The organism is Pantoea sp. SO10, from assembly GCF_005281435.1.
GTDB classification, from domain to species: domain Bacteria; phylum Pseudomonadota; class Gammaproteobacteria; order Enterobacterales; family Enterobacteriaceae; genus Pantoea; species Pantoea leporis.
Genome location: NZ_CP040095.1, coordinates 1012864 through 1035186, shown reverse-complemented (window position 1 = coordinate 1035186; position 22323 = coordinate 1012864). Strand labels below are relative to the sequence as shown.

The window sequence follows — 22323 nt, the reverse complement described above, 5'->3', positions numbered from 1 at the left end:
TTTCATAATGAGTCTCTGATGAGTTTTGATATTGCAAAATACCCGACACTGGCGTTAGCCAACACGGTTCAGGAATTACGTTTATTACCGAAAGAAAAACTTCCGGAGCTGTGTGACGAACTACGTCAGTATCTGCTGGATAGCGTGAGCCGATCTTCCGGCCACTTTGCATCGGGTCTGGGCGTCGTCGAGCTAACAGTGGCGCTGCATTATGTTTATAACACCCCCTTTGATCATCTGGTGTGGGACGTGGGCCATCAGGCCTATCCGCACAAAATTCTGACCGGACGCCGCGATCGCATCGGCACCATCCGCCAGAAAAATGGCCTGCATCCGTTCCCGTGGCGCGGTGAGAGTGAGTACGACGTGCTGAGCGTAGGTCACTCCTCCACCTCGATCAGCGCCGGGCTCGGCATGGCGGTTGCCGCCGAACGTGAAGGCAAAGGCCGTCGCACCGCCTGTATTATTGGCGATGGCGCGATCACCGCTGGCATGGCGTTTGAAGCCATGAACCACGCCGGTGACATCAAGCCGGATATGCTGGTGATCCTCAACGACAACGAGATGTCGATCTCCGAGAACGTGGGCGCACTCAACAATCGTCTGGCACAGATTCTCTCCGGGAAAACCTATTCACGCCTGCGCGAAGGCGGCAAGCGTGTATTGGGCGGTTTGCCGCCGATTAAAGAGCTGGTGAAGCGCACAGAAGAGCACCTGAAAGGCATGGTGGTGCCGGGTACGCTGTTTGAAGAGCTGGGCTTTAACTACATCGGCCCGGTAGATGGTCACGACGTGCTGACGCTGGTGAGCACGCTGAAGAACATGCGCGATCTTAAAGGTCCGCAGTTCCTGCACATCATGACCAAAAAGGGCAAAGGTTATGCCCCGGCGGAAGAAGATCCGATTACCTGGCATGCGGTACCGAAGTTCGATCCCGCCAGCTTAGCGCTGCCGAAAAGCGTGCCAGGCTTACCAAGCTACTCGAAGATTTTCGGCAACTGGCTGAGCGAAATGGCGGCTGACGATCCGCGCCTGATGGCGGTCACGCCAGCGATGCGCGAAGGATCGGGCATGGTGAGCTACTCACGCGACTATCCGCAGCAATATTTTGATGTGGCGATTGCCGAGCAGCACGCGGTAACGTTCGCGGCGGGTATGGCGATTGGTGGTTACAAACCGGTTGTGGCGATCTACTCGACCTTCCTGCAGCGCGCCTACGATCAGCTGATCCACGATGTCGCCATCCAGAAATTGCCGGTGCTGTTTGCTATCGATCGCGGCGGCATTGTCGGCGCGGATGGTCAAACTCATCAGGGCGCATTTGATATCGCGTTCTTACGCTGCGTGCCAGAGATGGTGATCATGACGCCAAGCGATGAAAACGAATGTCGTCTGATGCTTTATACCGGATATCACTATCAGGATGGCCCGAGTGCGGTGCGTTACCCGCGCGGTACCGGCACCGGCGCAACGCTGGAACCGCTGGCGAGCTTGCCGCTGGGCAAAGGTATTGTGAAGCGTCGCGGCGAAAAGCTGGCGATCCTTAACTTCGGTACTTTGCTGCCAGAAGCCGCTGCCGCTGCGGAAGCGCTGAATGCCACGCTGGTGGATATGCGTTTTGTGAAGCCACTCGATGAAGGACTGATTGCCGAGCTGGCGGCCAGCCACGATTCGCTGGTTACGCTGGAAGAAGGCGCCATCAAAGGCGGCGCCGGCAGCGGCGTCAATGAGTACGTGATGGCAAAACGCCTGCGCGTGCCGGTGCTTAACCTCGGCCTGCCGGATGAGTTCATCCCGCAAGGTACGCAGGAAGAAGTACGTCAGGATTATCAGCTGGATGCCGCCGGTATTCAGCAGAAAATCACTGACTGGCTCGCCCAGTAATCTGCCCGACTCGCTCACCGCCCGGTGAGCGAGCCTGCTGCTATGCTTAGGGAACGATTTCCCTCAAGCATAAGAGCAGGAGCCCAAATAGATGAAAATTATTCCCCTAGGCCAAACCGACTTACAGGTTTCACGTCTCTGTTTAGGCTGCATGACTTACGGCGATCCCACGCGCGGCAATCACGCGTGGACGCTGCCTGAAGAGAGCAGCCGACCGTTGATCAAGCAGGCGCTGGAAGCCGGCATCAACTTCTTCGATACCGCTAACAGCTATTCCGATGGCAGCAGCGAAGAGATTGTGGGCCGGGCGCTGAAAGATTTTGCCCGTCGCGATCAGGTTGTGGTCGCCACCAAGGTCTATTTCCCGCTGAGTAATCTGTCACAAGGCTTGTCGCGTCAGAATATCCTGCAATCGATTGATGACAGCCTGACGCGCCTTGGTATGGAGTATGTCGATCTGCTGCAGATTCACCGCTGGGATTACGCCACGCCGATTGAAGAGACGCTGGAAGCGCTGCATGAAGTGGTGAAATCCGGCAAGGCGCGTTACATCGGCGCATCATCAATGCACGCATCGCAGTTTGCTCAGGCGCTGGATCTGCAAGAGCAAAATAACTGGGCACGCTTTGTCAGCATGCAGGATCAGTACAACCTGATTCAGCGTGAGGAAGAGAATGACATGCATCCGCTGTGTCAGCGCGAAGGGATCGCGGTGCTGCCGTGGAGCCCGCTGGCGCGCGGTAAACTCACGCGTCCATGGGGCGAAACCACCGCACGTTCGGTATCGGATAATGTGATGGAGAAGCTGTATACCGGCACCGAAGAGAACGATGCGGCAATTGCCGAGCGTCTGGCTAATGTAGCCGCCGATAAAGGCGTGACGCGCGCGCAGGTGGCGCTGGCGTGGCTATTACATAAACCGGCGGTCACCGCGCCGATCATTGGCGCTTCGCGCGAGCAACAGTTCGCCGAGCTGGTGAAAGCGGTGGATGTTGAATTAAGTGAGAATGAGATTGCCGAGCTGGAAACGGTATATCAACCGCATCCGGTGGTAGGGTTTGAGTAAGGTAGACCATTCCCCTCACCCCAGCCCTCTCCCGCAAGCGGGCGAGGGAGCAGAACGTGCAGTACCCACCTAATTGTCCCCTCTCCCACTTGTTGGAGCAGAACGAGCAGTCCCTACCTAATCGTCCCCTCTCCCGCTTGTGGGAGAGGGTTAGGGTGAGGGCAATTTACTTCGCGCCGAAGTGATCAAACCCTTTCACATCTACACTGCGCGGCTTGCCGTTCTCCAGCAAACTCAGCCCTTCCGATTCGGGTGCAATCTGCCCAATACAAGTATAAGGCACACCAAAATGGCCGAGCGCCACGTCAATCGCGCCACGGTTCACTTCTGGCACGGTAAAGCACAGCTCGTAATCTTCGCCGCCGCTCAACGCCCATTTCAGCACCAGTTCAGGCTCGAAGTGATCGCGCAGGGCAGCTGAAAGCGGTAACGCGTCGAGATTGATGCGAGCGCCAACGCGGCTGGCGGCCAGCACATGGCCGAGATCGGAAATCAGGCCATCAGAGATATCGATCGCCGAGGTTGCCAGACCGCGCAGCGCCTGGCCTTGCAGCACGCGCGGCATTGGACGCAAATGGCGTTTGATCAACGCTTCGTGCACCGCCGGATCGTTCAGGCGATGGCGATGCTGCAGCAACGACAAACCGGCCGCGCTGTCACCCAAGGTGCCGGTGACAAAGATCCAGTCGCCTGGCTTCGCGCCCGAACGTTTCAGCGCCCTTCCCACTGGCACTAAACCGTGAATGCCGAGCGTCATGCTCAGCGGTCCGCGCGTGGTATCGCCACCAATCAGCTGCATATCGTAATAATCCAGCAGCTCAAACAGGCTGTCGCTAAAGGCCGCCACCCACGGTTCATCAATTTCAGGCAGCGTTAATGCCAGCGTCAGCCAGGCCGGATCGGCGCCCATGGCGGCTAAATCGCTGAGATTAACGGCGACGGCTTTGTAGCCGAGATCGGCGGGATGGATATCACGTAAGAAGTGGACGCCTGCAACCAGCGTGTCGGTGCTGATGGCAAGTGTCTGTTTTTCTGGCACGTTAAGTAACGCGCAGTCGTCACCAATTCCTTTCTCCACATCGCGGCGGGAGCTGGTGACGCGGTTAAAGTAACGTGCAATCAGTTCGAATTCACCACAAGACATAAGTCAGGTCTCAATGAGAAAAAGGCCGGATAACCGGCCTTTAACGCTATTTTTTGTTTGGTCGAATTTGCGGGGCAGCTTTGTCGAGCACACCGTTGACGAATTTGTGGCTGTCTTCAGCACCAAACACTTTTGCCAACTCGATGCCTTCGTTGATGGCCACTTTATACGGCACATCAGAACGCTTGCTCAGCTCATACAGCGAAATACGCAGGATGGCTTTTTCTACCTGGCCCAGCTCTTCCAGCTGACGCGACAGGTAAGGCTTCATCAGACCGTCCAGGTACGCGCTGTTAGTCGCCACACCGGCCAGCAATTCGCGGAAATAGCTAATATCGACGTCTTTGACGTCTTGTTCCGCCAGAAACTGGTATTCCACATCGGCAATGTCGTTCTTAGACAGCTGCCAGGAGTAAAGCGCCTGGACAGCGCACTCACGGGCGCGACGACGAGCAGCAGGTTTCACAAAATTCCCCTTACAAAAATCAGGCTTTGATGGCTTTCAATACGTTGATCATTTCGAGTGCAGTCAGGGCCGCTTCGGCACCTTTATTACCTGCTTTCGTGCCGGCGCGTTCAATCGCCTGCTCGATATTTTCAGTGGTCAACACGCCGAAGGTCACCGGGATTTCGCTGGTCATCGCGACGTGCGCAATGCCCGAGCTGGCTTCACCGGCCACATATTCGAAATGTGCGGTGCCGCCACGGATGACAGTGCCCAACGCAACAATGGCGTCGTGCTTACCGGCTTTCGCCAGTGCGCGTGCTGCCAGCGGCAGTTCGTATGCACCTGGAACCCAGACAACGGTGATGTTATCTGCTTTCACCTGGCCGATGCGCTTAAGTGCGTCAATCGCGCCGTCCAGCAGGCTGTCATTAATGAAGTTGTTAAAACGCGCAATTACGATGGCAATGTTTGCATCAGGCGTGGCAACAGGAGCTTCGATAACTTTCATACATATCCTTTGGGTTGTTTTATGGCCCCGCAGAAGGGGGCGGATTCTATCATACTCTTTGGCGACGCGCTCAGGCTTTTCCGCGCGCTTTCAGCGCGGCGTCAGCGTCAGGCGCAGATCATCGCCAACCAGGCGCACATCGCTAAAATTCAGGGCCGGCGCATCGGCCAGCTGTTCCAGTCCGGGCAGCGTGCACAGGCCGCGTGCGGCATTTCCTAACAGCTTTGGCGCCATGTAAACAATCAGCTCATCCACCAGGCCCGCTTGCAGCAAAGCACCCGCTAATCCGGCACCCGCTTCCACCCACACGCTGTTGATCTGGCGCTGGCCGAGCAACATCATCATCGCGACCAAATCAAGCTGTTCACCACGCTGGGGCACCGCAATCTGGGTCACGCTGGCGGGCCACGCGTGTTGATCGGGCTCGCAGCGCATCAGCCAGGTTTCGCCTGGCTGATCAATCAGTCGGTGTTGCGGCGTGACGCGCTGTTGGCTGTCAATCACCACGCGCACCGGCTGACGCAGCTGGCTTTCATCAAGCTGCGCACGCACCTCTTCATTCAATTCCCTCCAGCGTACCGTGAGCGACGGATTGTCAGCCAACACCGTGGCGCTGGTGCTAAGAATAGCTGAACTCTGGGCGCGTAAACGTTGCACATCGCGCCTTGCGGCCGCGGAGGTGATCCACTGACTTTCGCCACTCGCCATGGCGGTGCGGCCATCAAGGGATGCGCCGAGTTTCAGCTGGATCCACGGGAATCCGGTCCGCATACGTTTGAGAAAACCCCGGTTCAGCGCTTCCGCTTCGTTCATCATCAGGCCATGACTGACGTCGATGCCCGCCTGCTGTAAACGGTAGAGTCCACGTCCTGCCACCTGCGGATTGGGATCCTGCATCGCGGCGACCACGCGCGTCACGCCTGCGGCAATCAGCGCATCGCAGCACGGCGGCGTGCGTCCATGGTGGCTACAAGGTTCCAGCGTGACATACGCGGTTGCGCCAGCAGCTCGTTCGCCCGCCATACGCAGCGCATGCACTTCGGCATGCGGTTCGCCGGCGCGCTGATGCCAGCCTTCGCCGACAATCTCGCCCTCGCGCACAATCACGCAGCCGACGTTGGGGTTAGGTGTGGTGGTAAAGCGTCCGCGCCGCGCCAGTTCCAGCGCGCGCGCCATATAGCGTTCGTCAGTCATGGATTAGTCCTGTAGGCGGGCGATCTCTTCACCAAAATCGCGAATATCTTCGAAGCTGCGATAGACCGAGGCAAAGCGAATGTAGGCCACTTTATCGAGCTTTTTCAGCTCATCCATCACCAGATTGCCGATCAGTGCGCTTGGCACTTCGCGTTCACCGGTGGCACGCAGCTGAGTTTTAATATGATTGACCGCGCTTTCAACCGCATCGGCGCTGACGGGGCGTTTTTCCAGCGCCTTAATCATGCCGCTGCTGAGCTTGTCTTCATTGAAGGGTTCACGCACATCGTTGCTTTTTACCACGCGCGGCATCACCAACTCTGCCACTTCAAAGGTGGTAAAACGCTCATGACACACCAGACACTGACGACGGCGACGCACCGACGATCCTTCACTAACCAGACGAGAATCAATCACTTTGGTGTCCACAGCGGAGCAGAATGGGCAATGCATGAGGCTTCCTGATGCGAGATAAATAGGCCACACAGTGTAGCGCGATCGCGCCACAAAATGTATGTGTGTGGCACATAATGTGTGAATCCCCGTTTGTGACGTTAAGCCAAATGCAAGACATCACCTACATGACCACAGGCAAAAAACCACTACGCTTAAAGAGCCGCCAGCAAGGCGGCCAACATCATAAAAATCTGGAGGATGTATGGGTCTATTTGATTTCGTGAAAGATGCTGGAGAAAAACTGTGGGATGCCGTCAGTGGCGGCGGCGACGATGCCAGCAAGAAATTGCAGGATCACATCAACAAACTCGGTTTGCCCGACAGCGATAAGGTCAAGGTGGATGTCAAAGGCGATACCGTTACTGTGACTGGTGATGGCATCTCTCAGGAGTTAAAAGAGAAGATTCTGGTGGCCGCCGGTAACGTCGCGGGCATCACCAAGGTGGATGACAAGGTCACCGCCAGCGATGCCGCTACGCCCGCGAAATTCTATACCGTGAAAAAAGGCGATACCTTGAGTGCGGTATCGAAAGAGGTCTACGGAAATCCTAATGAATACAACAAGATTTTCGAAGCGAACAAGCCAATGCTGACGCATCCTGATAAGATCTACCCTGGCCAGGTTTTACGAATTCCCGAATAAAGAAAGGACATTGCATGACGATCAGGACGTTTTGGGCTCCGGCAGCACTCTCTTTGCTGGTTCTCAGTGGTTGCAGTTCAACGCCGGTTTCACCGCAGGTCAAAGAGTTGCATCAGGAGGTGAGTCAGCTTAATCAGCAGATGCGCAAGCTGACCAATCAGGCAACGGCGCTGGAGATTCAGGGACAGCTGAACAGCCAATCCACCCAGGGCGCGTCGCTGTTGCCGCAAGCCAATACGCCGGTGGAGTTACAGACGCAGCTAGGTAAATTGCGTTTGTCACTCTCGCAGGTGGCGGGTGAAGCCAGCGGCAGTCGCGCCAATCTGAATATCCGCTCGACCGATGATCAGCCGATTCCGGCACTGCGCGCGACCGTGGTATGGGGCGAAATGGATCCGACCAGCGGCAAACCGCTTAACGCGGGCAGCCTGAGCCAGACCATCGAGGTTCCTGCACAGTTAATGCCGCGCAGTTCCGTTAGCGTACCGCTGCGACTCAGCGGGTTAACCCCGGAGCAACTCGGCTACGTGCGCGTGCACGAGGTTGAGCCTCCAGCGGCGAAAACCACGCCCTGATCGACAGGCATAAAAAAACGGGCTGCCAATGGCAGCCCGTTTACTTTCTGACTCCGCGTTACGGCAGAATCGAAGGCTGATCTGCGCCCTCTTTTTCCACTTTCTGCACCAGCATATGTTCACGCTTCATGCCGAGTTTCAGCGCCAGCGCTGAAGAGACATAAATCGATGAAATGGTACCGATGGTGACACCGATCAGCATGGTCAGTGAGAAGCCTTTCAGCAACGCACCACCAAACACGAACAGGATCATGATCATCGCCAGCGTGGTGATGGAGGTGATCAAGGTACGGCTCAGCGTCTGGGTCAGCGACACGTTAGTGATGTCGTAAGAAGAACCGCGGCGAATCTTGCGGAAGTTCTCACGAATACGGTCGGATACCACGATCTTATCGTTAAGCGAGTAGCCAATTACCGACATCAATGAGGCGACAATCGTCAGGTCGATTTCGACGTGCGCCAGCGACAAAATGCCACAGGTGATGATCACATCGTGCGCCAGCGCCAGAACGGTGCCGAGCGCTAAACGCCACTCAAAGCGGAAGCCGATGTAGATCAAAATCGCAATCAGCGCTGACAATAGCGCCATCGCACCGGCCTGCGCCAGATCGCTACCCACGCTTGGGCCAACGAACTCGATACGTTTCACGGTAGCGTTCTGCTGCGTGGTCTGGCTGATAGACGCCAGCACTTTATTGCCCAGTTCGGTGCCGGCATTGCCGGTGGCCGGAGGCATACGCACCATCACATCACGGCTGCTACCAAAGTTCTGCACCAGCGGCTCTTCAAAGCCCGCTTTCACCAAACCTTCACGCAGCGCGTCGAGATCCGCCGGTTTTTCCAGGTTAATCTCAATCACCGTTCCGCCGGTAAAGTCGAGGCCCCAGTTGAAGCCTCGCACACCGACAATGACGATAGATGCCACAATCAGCAGACCGGAGATGATGAAAGCCAGCTTATCCCAGCGCATAAAGTCGACGACTTTACGCCCGTGGTTTAGCTGCTCAATACTATATTCCTGTGCCACAACGCACTCCTCAGATAGACAGCTTGTTGATGCGTTTGCCGCCGTACACCAGGTTAACGATGGCACGGGTGCCGACGATAGCGGTAAACATTGAGGTTGCGATACCGATAGCAGTAGTAATCGCAAAACCTTTGATTGAACCGGTACCGACCGCATAAAGAATGATCACTTTGATAAGCGTAGTGACGTTGGCATCGACGATACTGGAGAAGGCGCCTTTATAGCCTTCATGAATCGCCTGCTGTACCGAGCGTCCGTTACGCAACTCTTCTTTAATACGTTCGTTAATCAACACGTTAGCATCGACCGCAACCGCCAGCGTCAGCACGATACCGGCAATACCCGGCATGGTGAGCGTCGCGCCTGGCAGCAGTGACATGATGCCGACAATCAGCACCAGGTTACACAGCAGCGCGCTGGTAGCGATAAGACCAAACTTCTTGTAGAACACCACCATGAACAGGATCGACGCAATCAAACCCCACAGGCAGGCTTCGAGGCCTTGTGTGATGTTCTGCTGACCCATGGTTGGGCCGATAGTACGCTCTTCTACAATCTGGATTGGCGCAATCAACGCACCCGCGCGCAGCAGCAGCGACAGCTGACGTGCTTCGTTTGCATTATTGATACCGGTGATACGGAAGCTGTTACCGAGGCGCGACTGAATGTTCGCCACGTTAATCACTTCTTCCTGTTTCACCAGAATCGACCGGCCGTTGGCATCTTTCTTACCGCTGTCTTTGTACTCCACAAACAGGGTCGCCATCGGCTTACCGATGTTGTCCTTGGTGAAGTTGGACATCATGTTGCCGCCCGCGCCATCCAGTGAAATGTTCACCTGCGGCTGGTTATACTCATCCATGCTCGACGTGGAATCAGTGATGTGATCACCGGTCAGAATCACACGCTTGTACAGCACCACTGGCTGCCCGTCGCGGGTTTTCTTCACTTCCGAATCGCCGGGCACACGGCCGCTGGCCGCTGCGGTTGGATCCACGCTGGTGTTCACCAGACGGAATTCCAGCGTGGCAGTTGCGCCCAGAATCTCTTTGGCGCGCGCGGTGTCCTGAATACCCGGCAGTTCCACCACGATGCGGTCAGAACCCTGACGCTGCACCAGCGGTTCGGCAACGCCGAGCTGGTTCACACGGTTACGCAGAATGGTGATGTTTTGCTGCACCGCATATTCACGCGCTTCGCTCAGACGCGCATCACTCATCACCGCACGCAGCGCATCGCTGCCCTGGCTTGAGATCACCAGATCACGGTGGCGAGTAGACAAGTAGCTGATTGCCGCATCACGGCTGGCGCCGTCACGGAAACGCACTTCTACGCCATAGTTCGCGATTTTATTAACGGTGGTATACGGAATGCTTTTGTCGCGCAGATCGCTGCGCAGGCTGTCGGCGTTCTGCTCTTGCAGTTTGCCCAGAGCCGTATCCATATCCACTTCCATCAGGAAGTGAACGCCGCCGCGCAGATCAAGACCGAGTTTCATCGGTTCCGCGGACAGCATGCTCAGCCAGCGAGGCGTTGCCGGCGCAAGGTTAAGGGCCACAATGTAGTCTTCGCCCAGCGCGCTGGTGAGTGCATCACGCGCGCGCAGCTGTCCATCCTGCGTTGCAAAGCGGGCCAGAATGGCACCATTTTCCAGAGCGAGGGATTTGCTCTCGATATTGTCTTGTTTTAATACGGTCTGGATCTGATCCAACGTTTGCTCACTGGCGGCGCCACCGCGCGCACCAGTGATCTGAACGGCCGGATCCTCACCATAAAGGTTAGGAAGCGCATAGAGCAGGCCGACGAGAATCACGACGACCAGCATGATGTACTTCCACAAAGGATAACGGTTTAACACGGCAGTTCCCTTCGGGAAGAAAAAATTACAGCGCCTTCAAAGTACCTTTCGGCAGAACGGCGGCCACGAAATCACGTTTAACAACTACTTCAGTGGTGTCGTTCAGGGCAATAGAAACATAGCCAGTTTCTGCCACTTTTGTCACACGGCCAACTAAACCACCGCTGGTCAGCACTTCATCACCTTTAGAGATGGAATCCATCAGTTTCTTGTGATCTTTAGTACGCTTCTGCTGTGGACGCAGAATCATGAAGTAGAAGATCAGACCAAATACCACCAGCATGATCACCAGAGAATACGGACTTCCCTGAGACGGTGCGCCTGCTGCGGCTACGGCGTCAGAAATGAAAAAGCTCATTAAATTTCCCTCATTGATGAATTATCAGACGTTCAGCGGAGGAACCGCCTTCCCCGTCCGTTGGTAGAACTCGCTAACAAAGTGCTCTAATTTACCCTCTTCGATAGCCTTACGTAAACCGGCCATCAAACGCTGGTAATAGCGCAGATTGTGAATCGTATTCAGGCGTGCGCCCAGTATTTCGTTACAGCGATCAAGATGATGCAAGTAGGCGCGGCTATAATTGCGACAGGTGTAACAATCACACTCTGCATCCAGCGTTGCGGTGTCATCTTTATACCGGGCATTACGAATTTTCACCACGCCATCGGTAACAAACAGATGACCATTGCGCGCATTGCGCGTTGGCATAACGCAGTCAAACATATCGATACCGCGGCGAACGCCTTCCACCAGATCTTCTGGCTTGCCGACGCCCATCAAATAACGCGGTTTGTCTTGCGGAATTTGCGGACAGACGTGCTCCAGGATTCGGTGCATGTCCTCTTTAGGTTCACCCACCGCCAGGCCGCCCACAGCGTACCCATCAAAGCCAATCTCTACCAGACCTTTAACCGAGACATCTCGTAAATCTTCGTAAACACCGCCCTGAATAATGCCGAATAATGCATTTTTATTGCCGAGTGAATCGAAGCGATCGCGGCTGCGTTGTGCCCAGCGCAACGACATCTCCATCGAACGTTTGGCGTAATCCCAATCCGCCGGATATGGCGTACATTCGTCGAAGATCATCACCACGTCAGAACCGAGATCGAACTGAATCTCCATCGACTTTTCCGGATCGAGGAAAATCGGATCGCCGTTGATCGGGTTACGGAAGTGCACGCCCGCTTCGGTGATCTTACGGATATCGCCAAGGCTAAACACCTGGAAGCCGCCGGAATCGGTAAGGATCGGTCCTTGCCAGTTCATGAAATCGTGCAGGTCGCCGTGCAGTTTCATGATCTCCTGACCTGGGCGCAGCCACAGGTGGAAGGTGTTGCCGAGCAGGATTTGCGCGCCGGTCTCTTTCACTTCCTCCGGCGTCATGCCTTTCACCGTGCCGTAAGTGCCCACGGGCATAAATGCTGGGGTTTCAACAACGCCACGATCAAAGACCAGACGTCCACGGCGCGCGCGCCCGTCGGTAGTATCTAATTCAAATTTCACATTAACCTCTGATCAGAGAAACAGTCTGATTCAATTATGCGCCGACGCTTTCGTCAGGCGCTTGTGGATTACGGGTGATGTACATCGCATCCCCGTAGCTAAAGAAACGGTACTGCTCTGCCACCGCGCTGTGATAAGCCGCCATGGTGTGCTGATAACCAGCAAAGGCCGAAACCAGCATAATCAGGGTCGATTCCGGCAGATGGAAGTTGGTGATCAGCGCATCGATCACCTGATAGTGATAGCCGGGATAGATGAAAATCTGTGTGTCATCGAAGAAGGGTGCAATCAGCGCATCCTGGCTGGCCTTCGCGGCGCTCTCCAGCGAACGTACTGAGGTGGTGCCCACGGCGACCACTTTGTTGCCGCGTGCTTTACACGCCAGCACCGCATCCACCACATCCTGCGGCACTTCCGCGTATTCGGCATGCATAATGTGATCTTCGATGGTTTCAACGCGCACCGGCTGGAAAGTCCCGGCACCGACGTGCAGCGTGACAAACGCCATCTCGACGCCTTTAGCTTTCAGCGCTTCCAGCAGCGGCTCGTCAAAGTGCAAACCGGCGGTCGGTGCGGCAACGGCGCCGGGACGCACGCCGTACACGGTCTGGTACAGCTCACGGTCAGCATCTTGATCCGGACGATCAATATACGGCGGCAGCGGCATATGGCCGACGCTGTTAAGAATATCCAGCACCGCGCGATCGTCTTCGAAGGCGATCTCAAACAGTGTGTCATGGCGCGCCACCATCGTGGCTTTGACACTTTCGTCATCGCCCAGCAGCAGCGCTGCGCCCGGCTTGGGCGCTTTGGAGGCGCGCACGTGCGCCAGCACGCGCTTATCGTCCAGCATGCGCTCAACCAGCATCTCGATTTTGCCGCCGCTGGCTTTACGCCCAAAGACGCGCGCCGGAATCACGCGGGTGTTGTTGAACACCAGCAGATCGCCCGGATTGAGCTTATCCATCACGTCTGTAAATACGCCGTGGCTTAACGCGCCGCTTGGACCATCCAGCGACAGCAAGCGGCAACCGCTTCGCTGCGCCTGCGGATAGTGGGCGATTAAGGATTCTGGCAACTCAAAGGTAAAATCGGCTACGCGCATGCTTCACTTCTTCAGGACTTAAAATCAGGCGGCATAGTCTAGCGGAAAAGCGGCAAATTCTGAACAACTGGCTGAGTTTCTGTGATTCTGCGAATACACAAAATAATTCGAGGTGCAGGCAGGCGGCAAACGAGAGCAGCTCACGCACCTGTAACTTGAAGTATGACGTGTATATAATGCGCCATGAACTTTCTCGCTCACCTTCACCTGGCGCAGCTGGCTAACAGCTCTCTGCTGGGCAATCTCATGGCCGATTTCGTGCGCGGCAACGTGCAATCACAATGGCCTGCATCGGTGGTGGATGGCATTGCCATGCATCGTCGCCTCGACGTCCTGACCGATAACCTGCCCGAAGTGCGGATGGCGCGTGCGCTGTTTCGTCCGGAAACGCGCCGCGTGGCCCCCATCACGCTCGACGTGATTTGGGACCACTTCCTCGCGCTACACTGGGATAAATTCCACCCAACGCAGTCGCTGGTGGCATTTACCGCGGCGGCTGAACAAAACATCGTGCCGCAGCTGGCGGGCACGCCGGAAGGTTTCATCGAGCTGAACGCCGTGATGTGGCGCGAACGCTGGTTTGAGCACTATGCCGAACCAACGCGGCTGGCACGCGTGCTCAACGGCATGGCGCATCGCCGTCCGCGCTTAGCCGCGCTGCGCGACTCCTATCAGGATTTTGTTGATCACTACGAGCAACTTAAGCCGCTGTTCTTCCAGTTTTATCCGCGCTTAATGGCCGCCGCGCGCGCGCAGGAATTGTAATATTAGGTAATTCAAGACCCGTCTGTTGGACGGGAAATTTCCCATCACCTACCCTGCGTGACCTTAATCTTCGTCACACTCAGGGAAATCTCATGCAGCATCTTATTGCCAACCGGCTCGCAGAAGCCGGTCTTAGCTACACGCACATCCTGGCGTTGGGGATAGTGATTGCCATTATCTTTGCCATCTCACTGCTTACTCACGCCATTCTGCACCGCGCTATCTTGCCGCTGCTGCGTCGCTACACCGAGAAAAGTAGCCGTCAGTGGCCAAAAGCGCTGATTAACAGTCGCCTGTTTAGCCGCAGCGTCTGGCTGATGCAAGGTGTGCTATTCAAATTACAGACTGAACTCTTCCTGCACGACAGTGCTCAGATCTACGCAGCGCTGCTGATTTTCGCCCAGCTGTGGATGATGGTCTTCGCCCTGCTGATGTTGTTCTCCTTGCTGGATTTACTGCAGCAGCTCAGCGCGAACAGCATGCTGGCACAGCAATTACCGCTGCGCGGTATTATCCAGAGCGTGAAATTGATCGCCGCCATTTTAATGGTAATCATGATTATTTCGCTGCTGTTGGGTAAATCGCCCGGCGTATTGATCACCGGACTCGGTGCCATGACCGCGGTGCTGATGCTGGTATTTAAAGATCCAATTCTGGGTCTGGTGGCCGGTATTCAGTTGGCGGCCAATAATATGCTGAAAATGAATGACTGGCTGGAAATGCCGAAATATGGCGCGGACGGTGCGGTCATCGATATTTCTTTAACCACGGTAAAAGTGCGCAACTGGGATAACACCATTGTAACCATTCCCGCTTACGCCTTAATTTCAGACTCCTTTAAAAACTGGCGCGGTATGTCGGAATCCGGTGGGCGTCGCATTAAGCGCAGCATTCATATTGATACCACCAGTATTGGCTTCCTTGATGATGCCATGATGCAGCAGCTGAAAAGTGCGCATCTGCTGGCACCGTATCTGGATAGCAAAAGCGAAGAAGTGGCCGCATGGAATGCGCAACTGGGCTGTGATTTAGATTCGCCACTCAACGGTCGCCGCCTGACGAATATCGGTACCTTCCGCGTCTGGCTGCAGAGCTGGCTGGAGCAGCATCCGCGTATTCACAAAGAGATGACGTTAATGGTGCGGCAGTTAGCACCAGGTGAAAACGGTTTGCCGCTGGAAGTGTATGTATTCACCAACACCACGGTGTGGAAAGAGTACGAGAATATTCAAGCGGATATCTTTGACCATATTTACGCGGTGCTACCTACTTTTGGTCTGCGCGTCCATCAATCGCCAACCGGTAATGACATGCGTCAAATTGGCGTAAGAACCCGCCACTAAGGCTTCATCCCGAATTACCCGCCAGTAAGAAGAAAAATTTCACTGGCGGGCTTTTCCCCCTCTTGTCACGCGCAGCCATCTGCGGCTTAATGAAGCCTTTCTTAACTTTTGTTAACTTCGTCACACAGCCAATACGCCATTTTTGGCGTCTGTCGTTGCTTCGCCAGCCTGAAAATCATAAGAGGGAAAGATGTCATCAGCTTCGCTTACCGAACTCGACGCACGTTATCATTTCGCCTGTGATGTTGCCAAAACCGCCGCCAGCCGGGCTCTATCCTGGTATCAGCAACGTCATCAATTAGTGGTTGAGCATAAGAAAGATCTGCAGGATGTGGTCAGCGAAGCCGATCGCAACGTTGAGGCCTTGGTCAAGCATCTGATCCACGAACGCTTTCCTGACGATGCGGTGTTGGGTGAAGAGAGCGGCGGCAATACTGCTGGCGCACGCTTTATCTGGGTGCTCGATCCGATTGATGGCACCAGCAGCTTTCTTAACGGCTTGCACAACTGGTGCGTATCGCTGGCGATCGTTTGTGAAAACGAAGCGGTGATTGGCGTGGTGTGCGATCCCAATCATCATGAAACCTTTCACGCCTGCCGCGGCAAAGGTGCTTGGGTTAATGATAAGCGCATTCAGGCGCACAGCGCGCAGCAGCTCGATCAGGGATTGCTTGGTCTGAGCAGCTCCAACAGCCAACCGATTGAACCGCTGACCACTTTTATCAGCGCATTACTGGCGCAGGGCGGCATGTTTATCCGCAACGGCTCGGGGGCGTTGATGAGTGCATGGGCGGCGGCCGGTCGCTTAATTGGTTACTACGAAGCGCATATGAATCCGTGGGATGGCTTGCCGGGCATTGTGCTGATGCGCGAAGCGGGCGGCATTACCAACGATTATCTGGCTAATCACGGCTTGCAGAACGGCAATCCGGTGCTGCTGGCTAATGCGGTGATTTATCCGCAGCTGAAAGCGCTGCTGCCTGGGCATTTACCGTTATAATTTCCGTAATCGGTTAAGTTCGTTAATTTATGCGAACTTAACCTTCATGCAAAATTACTTAAGCGCGCTGTAAGTAATATTCTATTCCGAAGTGAGAATTTTCTCTTTTTTTCTTAAACATCCCGGCATCAATAAAAATACGATATGCTGCGCAAGTCAAACATCCCTTAGTAATACTTATTTTCTCCTTTTTTGTTGTTCTTTTTCGGCGCCAGGATGCGCCGAGATATTTTTCGGCATTTTATTATTTCGGGATGGCGTGATTATTTTTTAATATTATTTTTAATCGTCATCGATAAAAAAGGTCGCCATCAATGGCGACCTTACAATATCATCAGCTTTTACGCTTTTTCACTAGCGGCCACGCCAGTAATAGCAGCGCAATCCACGCAAAACCAACGTACAGCGACACGCGCGTATCCGGGAAGTAACCAATCAGCCCAATAATGAAGGCCAGGAACAGCACGCCGAACCATGCGGTAGCGCTACCGCCCGGCATGGCAAAATCCAGCTTACCGGCTTGCTCTTTGCCAATCTTGCGGCGGAAGGCGATCTGCGACAGCAGAATCATGATCCACACCCAAACGGTAGCAAAGGTCGCCAGCGAGGCGATCACCAGGAACACTTTCTCTGGCATCAGGTAGTTGAGATACACCGCAATCAGCATCGCCAGCATCATCACCAAAACGGTCACCCACGGAATTCCGCGATTCGAAACCTTCTGGAATACCTTCGGTGCGTGGCCCTGTTGCGCCATGCCGTGCAGCATACGCCCCACGCCAAACACATCGCTGTTAATCGCCGACAGCGACGCCGTCAGCACCACGAAGTTAAGAATTGATGCCGCCGCCGCAATCCCCAAATGCTGGAAGGTCAGCACGAACGGACTGCCAGAAGTGCCCACCTGATTCCACGGATAAATCGACATGATGACGAACAGCGTACCAACGTAGAACACCAGAATACGCATCGGTACGGAGTTGATGGCGCGTGGAATCGATGTCTTCGGATCTTCCGCTTCACCGGCAGTAATCCCGATAATCTCAATGCCGCCGTAGGCAAACATCACCATCTGCAGTGACAGCAGCATGCCGACAATGCCGTGCGCGAAGAAGCCGCCGTTGGTCCACAGATTGTGAATGCCGGTCGGCTGGCCGCCGTTGCCGATGCCCCAGAAAATCATGCCGAAGCCGGCGAGAATCATGATGATGATGGTGGCGACTTTGAAAAAGGAGAACCAGAACTCCACTTCGCCAAAGACTTTCACGCTCATCAGGTTGATGGCGCCGATAATCAGCACCACGCTCAGCACCCAAATCCAGTGCGGCACATCGGGGAACCACACGCCCATGTAGATACCAAAAGCCGTTACGTCGGCAATCGCCACAATCAGGATTTCAAAACAGTAGGTCCAGCCGGTGATGTATCCGGCCAGCGGGCCGAGATAATCCTGCGCATAGCGCGAGAATGAGCTGGCCTGCGGATTGTTGACCGACATTTCCCCCAACGCACGCATGATGATGTACGCCACCGCACCGCCGATGATGTACGCCAGCAGCACGCTTGGGCCTGCCATTTTGATAGCATCTGCCGAGCCGTAAAACAGCCCGGTGCCAATCGCCGATCCCAGCGCCATAAAGCGAATGTGGCGCGTGCTCAGTCCGCGTTTGAGCTTATTGGTTTCTTGCATAACACTCAGTACCTTGAAAATGAAAAACCACGGGCAAGCCCGTGGTTGGAATTAACAGCAATGTCGCTTACTGATGAACCGCGACCTGCTCACGTCCTTTTGCCCGATCAACTACCGCGGCAATCACCAGCATCGCCAGCGATGGTGGCAACCAGGAAAGTCCCTGATCGGCCAGCGGCAGATGCTGACTGAACAGCGGCAACACATCTTTAAAGCTGGTGGTTTTGATGGCATCAACGATACCGAACAGCAGGCTTACCAGCATGGTCGGCGCGATAATACGCGAACTTTTGTTCCAGAACTTCAGCGTGAAGCTCAGCACCACCAGCACGATGCATGGCGGATAAATCGCCGTCAGCACCGGAATCGAGATCTGAATCAGATGGCTCAGACCGAGATTCGACACCACCATCGAGAACAGGCCCAGAATAAATACCAGCGTTTTATACGACAGCGGAACATATTGCGCAAAGAATTCTGCACAGGCGCACGTCAGGCCCACCGCCGTCACCATGCAAGCGACGAAGATCAGTGCCGCAAGGAAGAAGCTGCCCATGCCGCCGAAAGTCTGCTGCACATAAGCATGCAGAATTTCAGCACCGTTCGCGCTTTGCGCCACTAATGCGCCGCTATCGTTACCGAGTTTGAACAGCGTCAGGTAAATCAGCGTCAAACCGATACCGGCGATGATGCCCGCCAGCATGGTGTAGCGCGTCAGCAGTTTGGCATCTTCAACACCGCGTGAGCGCGCCGCATTGACGATGACGATACCGAACACCAGCGCTCCCAGCGTATCCATGGTCAGATAACCATTAACGAAACCGCTGGAGAAGGCGGCACGCTGATACTCTTCGGTGCCCGGCGAAACGCCACCTGCCGGCCAGATCAGCACGGCAACGCCGAGCACAATCAGCGCCAGAATTTTCAGCGGAGCGAGGAAGTGGCCGACGGTATCCAGCAGTTTGCCCGGATACAGTGAGATGCCAATCACCAGCGCGAAGTAAATCAGGCTGTAAATGAACAGCGGCAGCGTGCCGTCGCCGGTCAGCGGTGCAATACCTACGGCAAAGGAAACGGTGGCGGTACGCGGCGTGGCAAACAGCGGGCCAACAGCCAGGTAACACACGGTCGCCAGCAGCAAGCCTGCGGCTTTACCAATCGGCGAGCTCAGCGCATCAATGCCGCCGCCCACACGCGCCAGCGCGATGACGGTGATCACCGGTAAGCCAACAGCCGTAATCAGGAAGCCGAAAGCCGCAATCCAAACGTGTTCGCCAGACTGAATCCCCACCATCGGTGGGAAGATGATATTTCCTGCGCCAACGAACAGGGCAAACGTCATGAAGCCCAGCGCCAGGATATCCTTGGAGGTTAAACGATGTGTCATAAACTTCTGTACTGCCTGTAGCTGATGTTGCGGTGGAAGTTGAGTTCGTGTTGTCCTCTGGATGCGCTAAAACAAGGGCTTATCAGGCAAGACCAGCGTGTTATGCGGGACTAATCGTTAAAGCGCAGGTGATTTAATCTACTTTTCTTCTGTTCGCAGAGGGATAAATCGACAACGGCGCAAATTAGAACGTTTATAGCGAAGAAAGGCAATACAGGATCGAAAAACCAGAAGGATATAACAAGATAGTGGTAGAAAGCAGTGAATCACGGTGGAATAGCGGCAAAACACCTCAGATGATTTGCTAAATGTTTCCTCGATGCGAGAGATCTCTTTGCATAAATCAGCCTGCAGATGCACAAAAGGCGCGATTTACGCGCCTGTTTGGCTAACTTTACAGCATTACCAGACTGTTCTTGCTATATCGACCACCAGACGAATCTTCTGCCACTGCTGCTCTTCGCTCAGGCTGTTGCCCTCTTCGGTTGAGGCAAAGCCACACTGCGGGCTGAGGCAGATTTGATCAAGACTCACGAACTGTGCTGCTTCCTGCAAACGCGCTTTCACCTGCTGCGCATCCTCCAGCTCGCCGGTTTTGGTGGTGATCAAACCCAGCACCACTTGCTGATGACCCGGCTTGAGGAAGCGTAGCGGCTCGAAACCACCTGAACGTTCGTTGTCATACTCAAGGTAGAAAGCATCGATATTCACGCCGCCAAACAGCACTTCGGCGACCGGCTCATAGCCACCTTCGGAAATCCAGGTTGAGCGGAAGTTGCCGCGACACACATGCAGCCCAACGGTCAGATCCTCTGGCTTACCTTCCAGTGCAGTATTCAGCACTTCAGCATAGATGCGCGCCAGTTCCTGTGGATCTTCACCACGCTCGCGGATCTGCTGCTGCTGTTCGGTTGAGCACAGATAGGCCCACACCGTGTCATCCAGCTGCAGATAACGGCAACCAGCCGCATAAAACGCTTTGATGGCGTCTTTGTAGGTCTGCGCCAGATCGGCGAAGTACTCTTTCAGATCGGGATACACCGTGGCATCGATCACCTTACGGCCACCGCGGAAGTGCAGCACGCTTGGGCTGGGAATGGTCATCTTGGCAACCGCATCGCCCGCCACGCTTTGCAGGAAGCGGAAGTGCTCCAGCATCGGGTGTTGAGGATTAAAAGCCACTTTACCGGTGACTTTCACGCCGTGCGCTTTGGTCTGCACGCCGTTGAACTGAATGCCCTGCTCCGCTTCGAACAGCTCGACGCCATGCAAATCGCCGAAGAAATCGAAGTGCCACCAAGCGCGACGGAATTCACCATCGGTAACGATCTGCAGGCCGTTGGCACGCTGCTGCTCCACAACATGGCGGATTTCGCGATCTTCAACCTGACGCAGTTGATCAGCGTTGATTTCGCCATTGGCAAACTGCACACGCGCCTGCTTGATGGCTGCGGGACGCAGAAAACTGCCGACGGTATCGGCGCGGAACGGGTTATGACGTGGCATTTTATCTCCTGGCTGAGCGCATAGTTGCGTCAGGGTATAATTTCGCTGGGTTATTTCAGCCATCTGGACGGCTATATGTCCACGAAGAATGCCACGCTGTTACCCTTTCGGCAACGGAAGAAAATTCAGCTTACATGAAACTATTTCATGTTCAGATGCACGTTCTTCAATTTCCCTCAATTGCCGCTCGCGCTTGCGCCATCTGGCTATCTGATAATGGCAGATAACCCGCTTCGCTCACCCGACGCTGACCTTGTGGCGATAACACCTGATGCAGAAAGGCATTCACCAGCGGCGGCAGCGGTTTGCCGGGTGCTTTGTTGACGTAGATATAAAGCGGGCGCGACCACGGATAGCGGCCGTTGCGAATCGATTCGGCATCCGGCATCACGCTGTCGCCGTTCGCCGTGACCACCGGTAGCATTTTCACGCCGCTGAGATGAAAGCCAAAACTGGCATAACCGATGCTGTTGGGCGTGGCGGCAACGGCTTGTACCACCGCCGCAGAGCCGGGGAATTCAGCGACATCAGCACGGAAATCACCTTTGCACAGCGCCTGCTGCTTAAAGAAGCCCCACGTTCCCGACGCCGAGTTGCGGCCATAGCGCTGGATGCTGCGCGTGGCCCACTGGCCTTCGCTCAGGCCGAGATCGCCCCAGCGCTGCGGCACCTGTTGCCCGCCGCACAGACGCGTGATGGAGAACAGCGCATCGAGTTGTTGCGGCGCGATGCGCGACAGCGGATTGTCCTGATTAACCACTACCACCAGCGCATCCATCGCCACCGGCACCGCCAGCGGCGGATAGCCGTAGCGCGCGGTAAAAAGTTGACGTTCGTCGATCTGCATCGGCCGGCTCATCGCGCCCAGCTGGGCAGCACCAGCCGCCAGCGCGGTCGGCGCAGTAGAAGATCCCGCCGCCTGCACCTGAACGTTGACGCCCGGCGACTGGCGGCTGAAATCCTCGCCCCATAATGTCATCAGATAACCCAGCGTATCCGATCCAACGCTGCTCAGATTGCCGGTTAGCATGGTTTGTTGGCCGTGTACCAAAGCAGAGCAAAGCAGCAAGAGGGAGATCAACAGCGATTTCATTGGCGATTCCGCAATTCAGTAAGACGCCTATTCTGGAGCGGCGCGATTTATCACGCAATACATTGCGTATGGGTTGTTAATGAGGCGGGAATTGGTCTCCATGAATGGCGTAATGCTTGTCAGT

Annotated in this window: 21 protein-coding genes; 7 read left to right on the top strand and 14 right to left on the bottom strand. The window is 55.2% G+C overall.

Annotation, left to right across the window (positions count from 1 at the left end):
- Nucleotides 1-18: 18 nt before the first annotated feature.
- Both dxs and FCN45_RS04700 read left to right on the top strand, forming a co-directional pair.
- Complete coding sequence (gene dxs, locus FCN45_RS04705; protein WP_137385264.1) at nucleotides 19-1884, top strand: 1-deoxy-D-xylulose-5-phosphate synthase; 1866 nt, start codon at nucleotides 19-21, stop codon at nucleotides 1882-1884.
- A 91-nt stretch (nucleotides 1885-1975) separates the two neighbouring features.
- On the top strand, nucleotides 1976-2950 hold the full coding sequence (locus tag FCN45_RS04700) for an aldo/keto reductase (protein ID WP_137385263.1): 975 nt from the start codon (nucleotides 1976-1978) through the stop codon (nucleotides 2948-2950).
- A gap of 166 nt (nucleotides 2951-3116) precedes the next feature.
- On the opposite strand, the gene thiL is transcribed toward FCN45_RS04700, so the two are convergent.
- From thiL to nrdR, 5 genes are all read right to left on the bottom strand, one after another.
- Nucleotides 3117-4094, bottom strand: coding sequence for a thiamine-phosphate kinase (thiL, locus tag FCN45_RS04695; RefSeq protein ID WP_137385262.1), 978 nt, complete (start codon nucleotides 4092-4094; stop codon nucleotides 3117-3119).
- 46 nt (nucleotides 4095-4140) lie between these two features.
- Entirely contained in the window at nucleotides 4141-4560 is a 420-nt protein-coding gene (gene nusB, locus FCN45_RS04690) for a transcription antitermination factor NusB (RefSeq protein ID WP_007887007.1), read from the bottom strand.
- A gap of 19 nt (nucleotides 4561-4579) precedes the next feature.
- Entirely contained in the window at nucleotides 4580-5050 is a 471-nt protein-coding gene (gene ribE, locus FCN45_RS04685) for a 6,7-dimethyl-8-ribityllumazine synthase (protein ID WP_007887008.1), read from the bottom strand.
- A gap of 90 nt (nucleotides 5051-5140) precedes the next feature.
- Nucleotides 5141-6244 carry a bifunctional diaminohydroxyphosphoribosylaminopyrimidine deaminase/5-amino-6-(5-phosphoribosylamino)uracil reductase RibD gene (gene ribD / locus FCN45_RS04680; RefSeq protein ID WP_137385261.1) on the bottom strand — a complete coding sequence of 368 codons (1104 nt, stop codon included), beginning with the start codon at nucleotides 6242-6244 and terminating at the stop codon, nucleotides 5141-5143.
- Between the two features lie 3 nt (nucleotides 6245-6247).
- Entirely contained in the window at nucleotides 6248-6697 is a 450-nt protein-coding gene (gene nrdR / locus FCN45_RS04675) for a transcriptional regulator NrdR (protein WP_008103978.1), read from the bottom strand.
- A 205-nt stretch (nucleotides 6698-6902) separates the two neighbouring features.
- Between nrdR and lysM the strand changes: the two genes are divergently transcribed.
- Nucleotides 6903-7343, top strand: coding sequence for a peptidoglycan-binding protein LysM (lysM, locus tag FCN45_RS04670; protein ID WP_101762442.1), 441 nt, complete (start codon nucleotides 6903-6905; stop codon nucleotides 7341-7343).
- Between the two features lie 14 nt (nucleotides 7344-7357).
- Nucleotides 7358-7918, top strand: a complete 561-nt coding sequence (locus FCN45_RS04665) for a DUF3251 domain-containing protein (RefSeq protein ID WP_137385260.1) — start codon at nucleotides 7358-7360, stop codon at nucleotides 7916-7918.
- Between the two features lie 58 nt (nucleotides 7919-7976).
- Here FCN45_RS04665 and secF read toward each other — a convergent pair whose 3' ends face one another.
- From secF to queA, 5 genes are read right to left on the bottom strand one after another with little or no spacing between them, the layout of a single operon-like run.
- Entirely contained in the window at nucleotides 7977-8945 is a 969-nt protein-coding gene (secF, locus tag FCN45_RS04660) for a protein translocase subunit SecF (protein ID WP_101762444.1), read from the bottom strand.
- A gap of 10 nt (nucleotides 8946-8955) precedes the next feature.
- Entirely contained in the window at nucleotides 8956-10803 is a 1848-nt protein-coding gene (gene secD, locus FCN45_RS04655) for a protein translocase subunit SecD (protein ID WP_101762445.1), read from the bottom strand.
- 25 nt (nucleotides 10804-10828) lie between these two features.
- Nucleotides 10829-11161, bottom strand: a complete 333-nt coding sequence (gene yajC / locus FCN45_RS04650) for a preprotein translocase subunit YajC (RefSeq protein WP_008103990.1) — start codon at nucleotides 11159-11161, stop codon at nucleotides 10829-10831.
- A gap of 24 nt (nucleotides 11162-11185) precedes the next feature.
- Complete coding sequence (tgt, locus tag FCN45_RS04645; protein ID WP_061717469.1) at nucleotides 11186-12310, bottom strand: tRNA guanosine(34) transglycosylase Tgt; 1125 nt, start codon at nucleotides 12308-12310, stop codon at nucleotides 11186-11188.
- A gap of 34 nt (nucleotides 12311-12344) precedes the next feature.
- A complete protein-coding gene (queA, locus tag FCN45_RS04640; RefSeq protein ID WP_137385259.1) occupies nucleotides 12345-13415 on the bottom strand; it encodes a tRNA preQ1(34) S-adenosylmethionine ribosyltransferase-isomerase QueA in 1071 nt (356 codons plus the stop codon).
- Nucleotides 13416-13598: 183 nt separating this feature from the next.
- Here queA and FCN45_RS04635 point away from each other — a divergent pair, with 183 nt between their 5' ends.
- The 3 genes from FCN45_RS04635 to FCN45_RS04625 all read left to right on the top strand — a co-directional run bounded on the left by FCN45_RS04635 (nucleotide 13599) and on the right by FCN45_RS04625 (nucleotide 16523).
- Nucleotides 13599-14180 carry an ACP phosphodiesterase gene (locus FCN45_RS04635; RefSeq protein WP_137385258.1) on the top strand — a complete coding sequence of 194 codons (582 nt, stop codon included), beginning with the start codon at nucleotides 13599-13601 and terminating at the stop codon, nucleotides 14178-14180.
- Nucleotides 14181-14272: 92 nt separating this feature from the next.
- Nucleotides 14273-15523, top strand: coding sequence for a mechanosensitive ion channel family protein (locus FCN45_RS04630; protein ID WP_101762448.1), 1251 nt, complete (start codon nucleotides 14273-14275; stop codon nucleotides 15521-15523).
- Nucleotides 15524-15713: 190 nt separating this feature from the next.
- Nucleotides 15714-16523, top strand: a complete 810-nt coding sequence (locus FCN45_RS04625) for an inositol monophosphatase (protein WP_137385257.1) — start codon at nucleotides 15714-15716, stop codon at nucleotides 16521-16523.
- A 334-nt stretch (nucleotides 16524-16857) separates the two neighbouring features.
- Here FCN45_RS04625 and proY read toward each other — a convergent pair whose 3' ends face one another.
- From proY to FCN45_RS04605, 4 genes are all read right to left on the bottom strand, one after another.
- Entirely contained in the window at nucleotides 16858-18213 is a 1356-nt protein-coding gene (proY, locus tag FCN45_RS04620) for a proline-specific permease ProY (protein WP_101762450.1), read from the bottom strand.
- Between the two features lie 67 nt (nucleotides 18214-18280).
- Nucleotides 18281-19600 carry a branched-chain amino acid transporter carrier protein BrnQ gene (gene brnQ / locus FCN45_RS04615; protein ID WP_101762451.1) on the bottom strand — a complete coding sequence of 440 codons (1320 nt, stop codon included), beginning with the start codon at nucleotides 19598-19600 and terminating at the stop codon, nucleotides 18281-18283.
- Nucleotides 19601-20002: 402 nt separating this feature from the next.
- Complete coding sequence (locus tag FCN45_RS04610) at nucleotides 20003-21106, bottom strand: cobalamin-independent methionine synthase II family protein (RefSeq protein ID WP_137385256.1); 1104 nt, start codon at nucleotides 21104-21106, stop codon at nucleotides 20003-20005.
- A gap of 166 nt (nucleotides 21107-21272) precedes the next feature.
- Entirely contained in the window at nucleotides 21273-22199 is a 927-nt protein-coding gene (locus FCN45_RS04605) for a PstS family phosphate ABC transporter substrate-binding protein (protein WP_137385255.1), read from the bottom strand.
- Nucleotides 22200-22323: the final 124 nt, after the last annotated feature.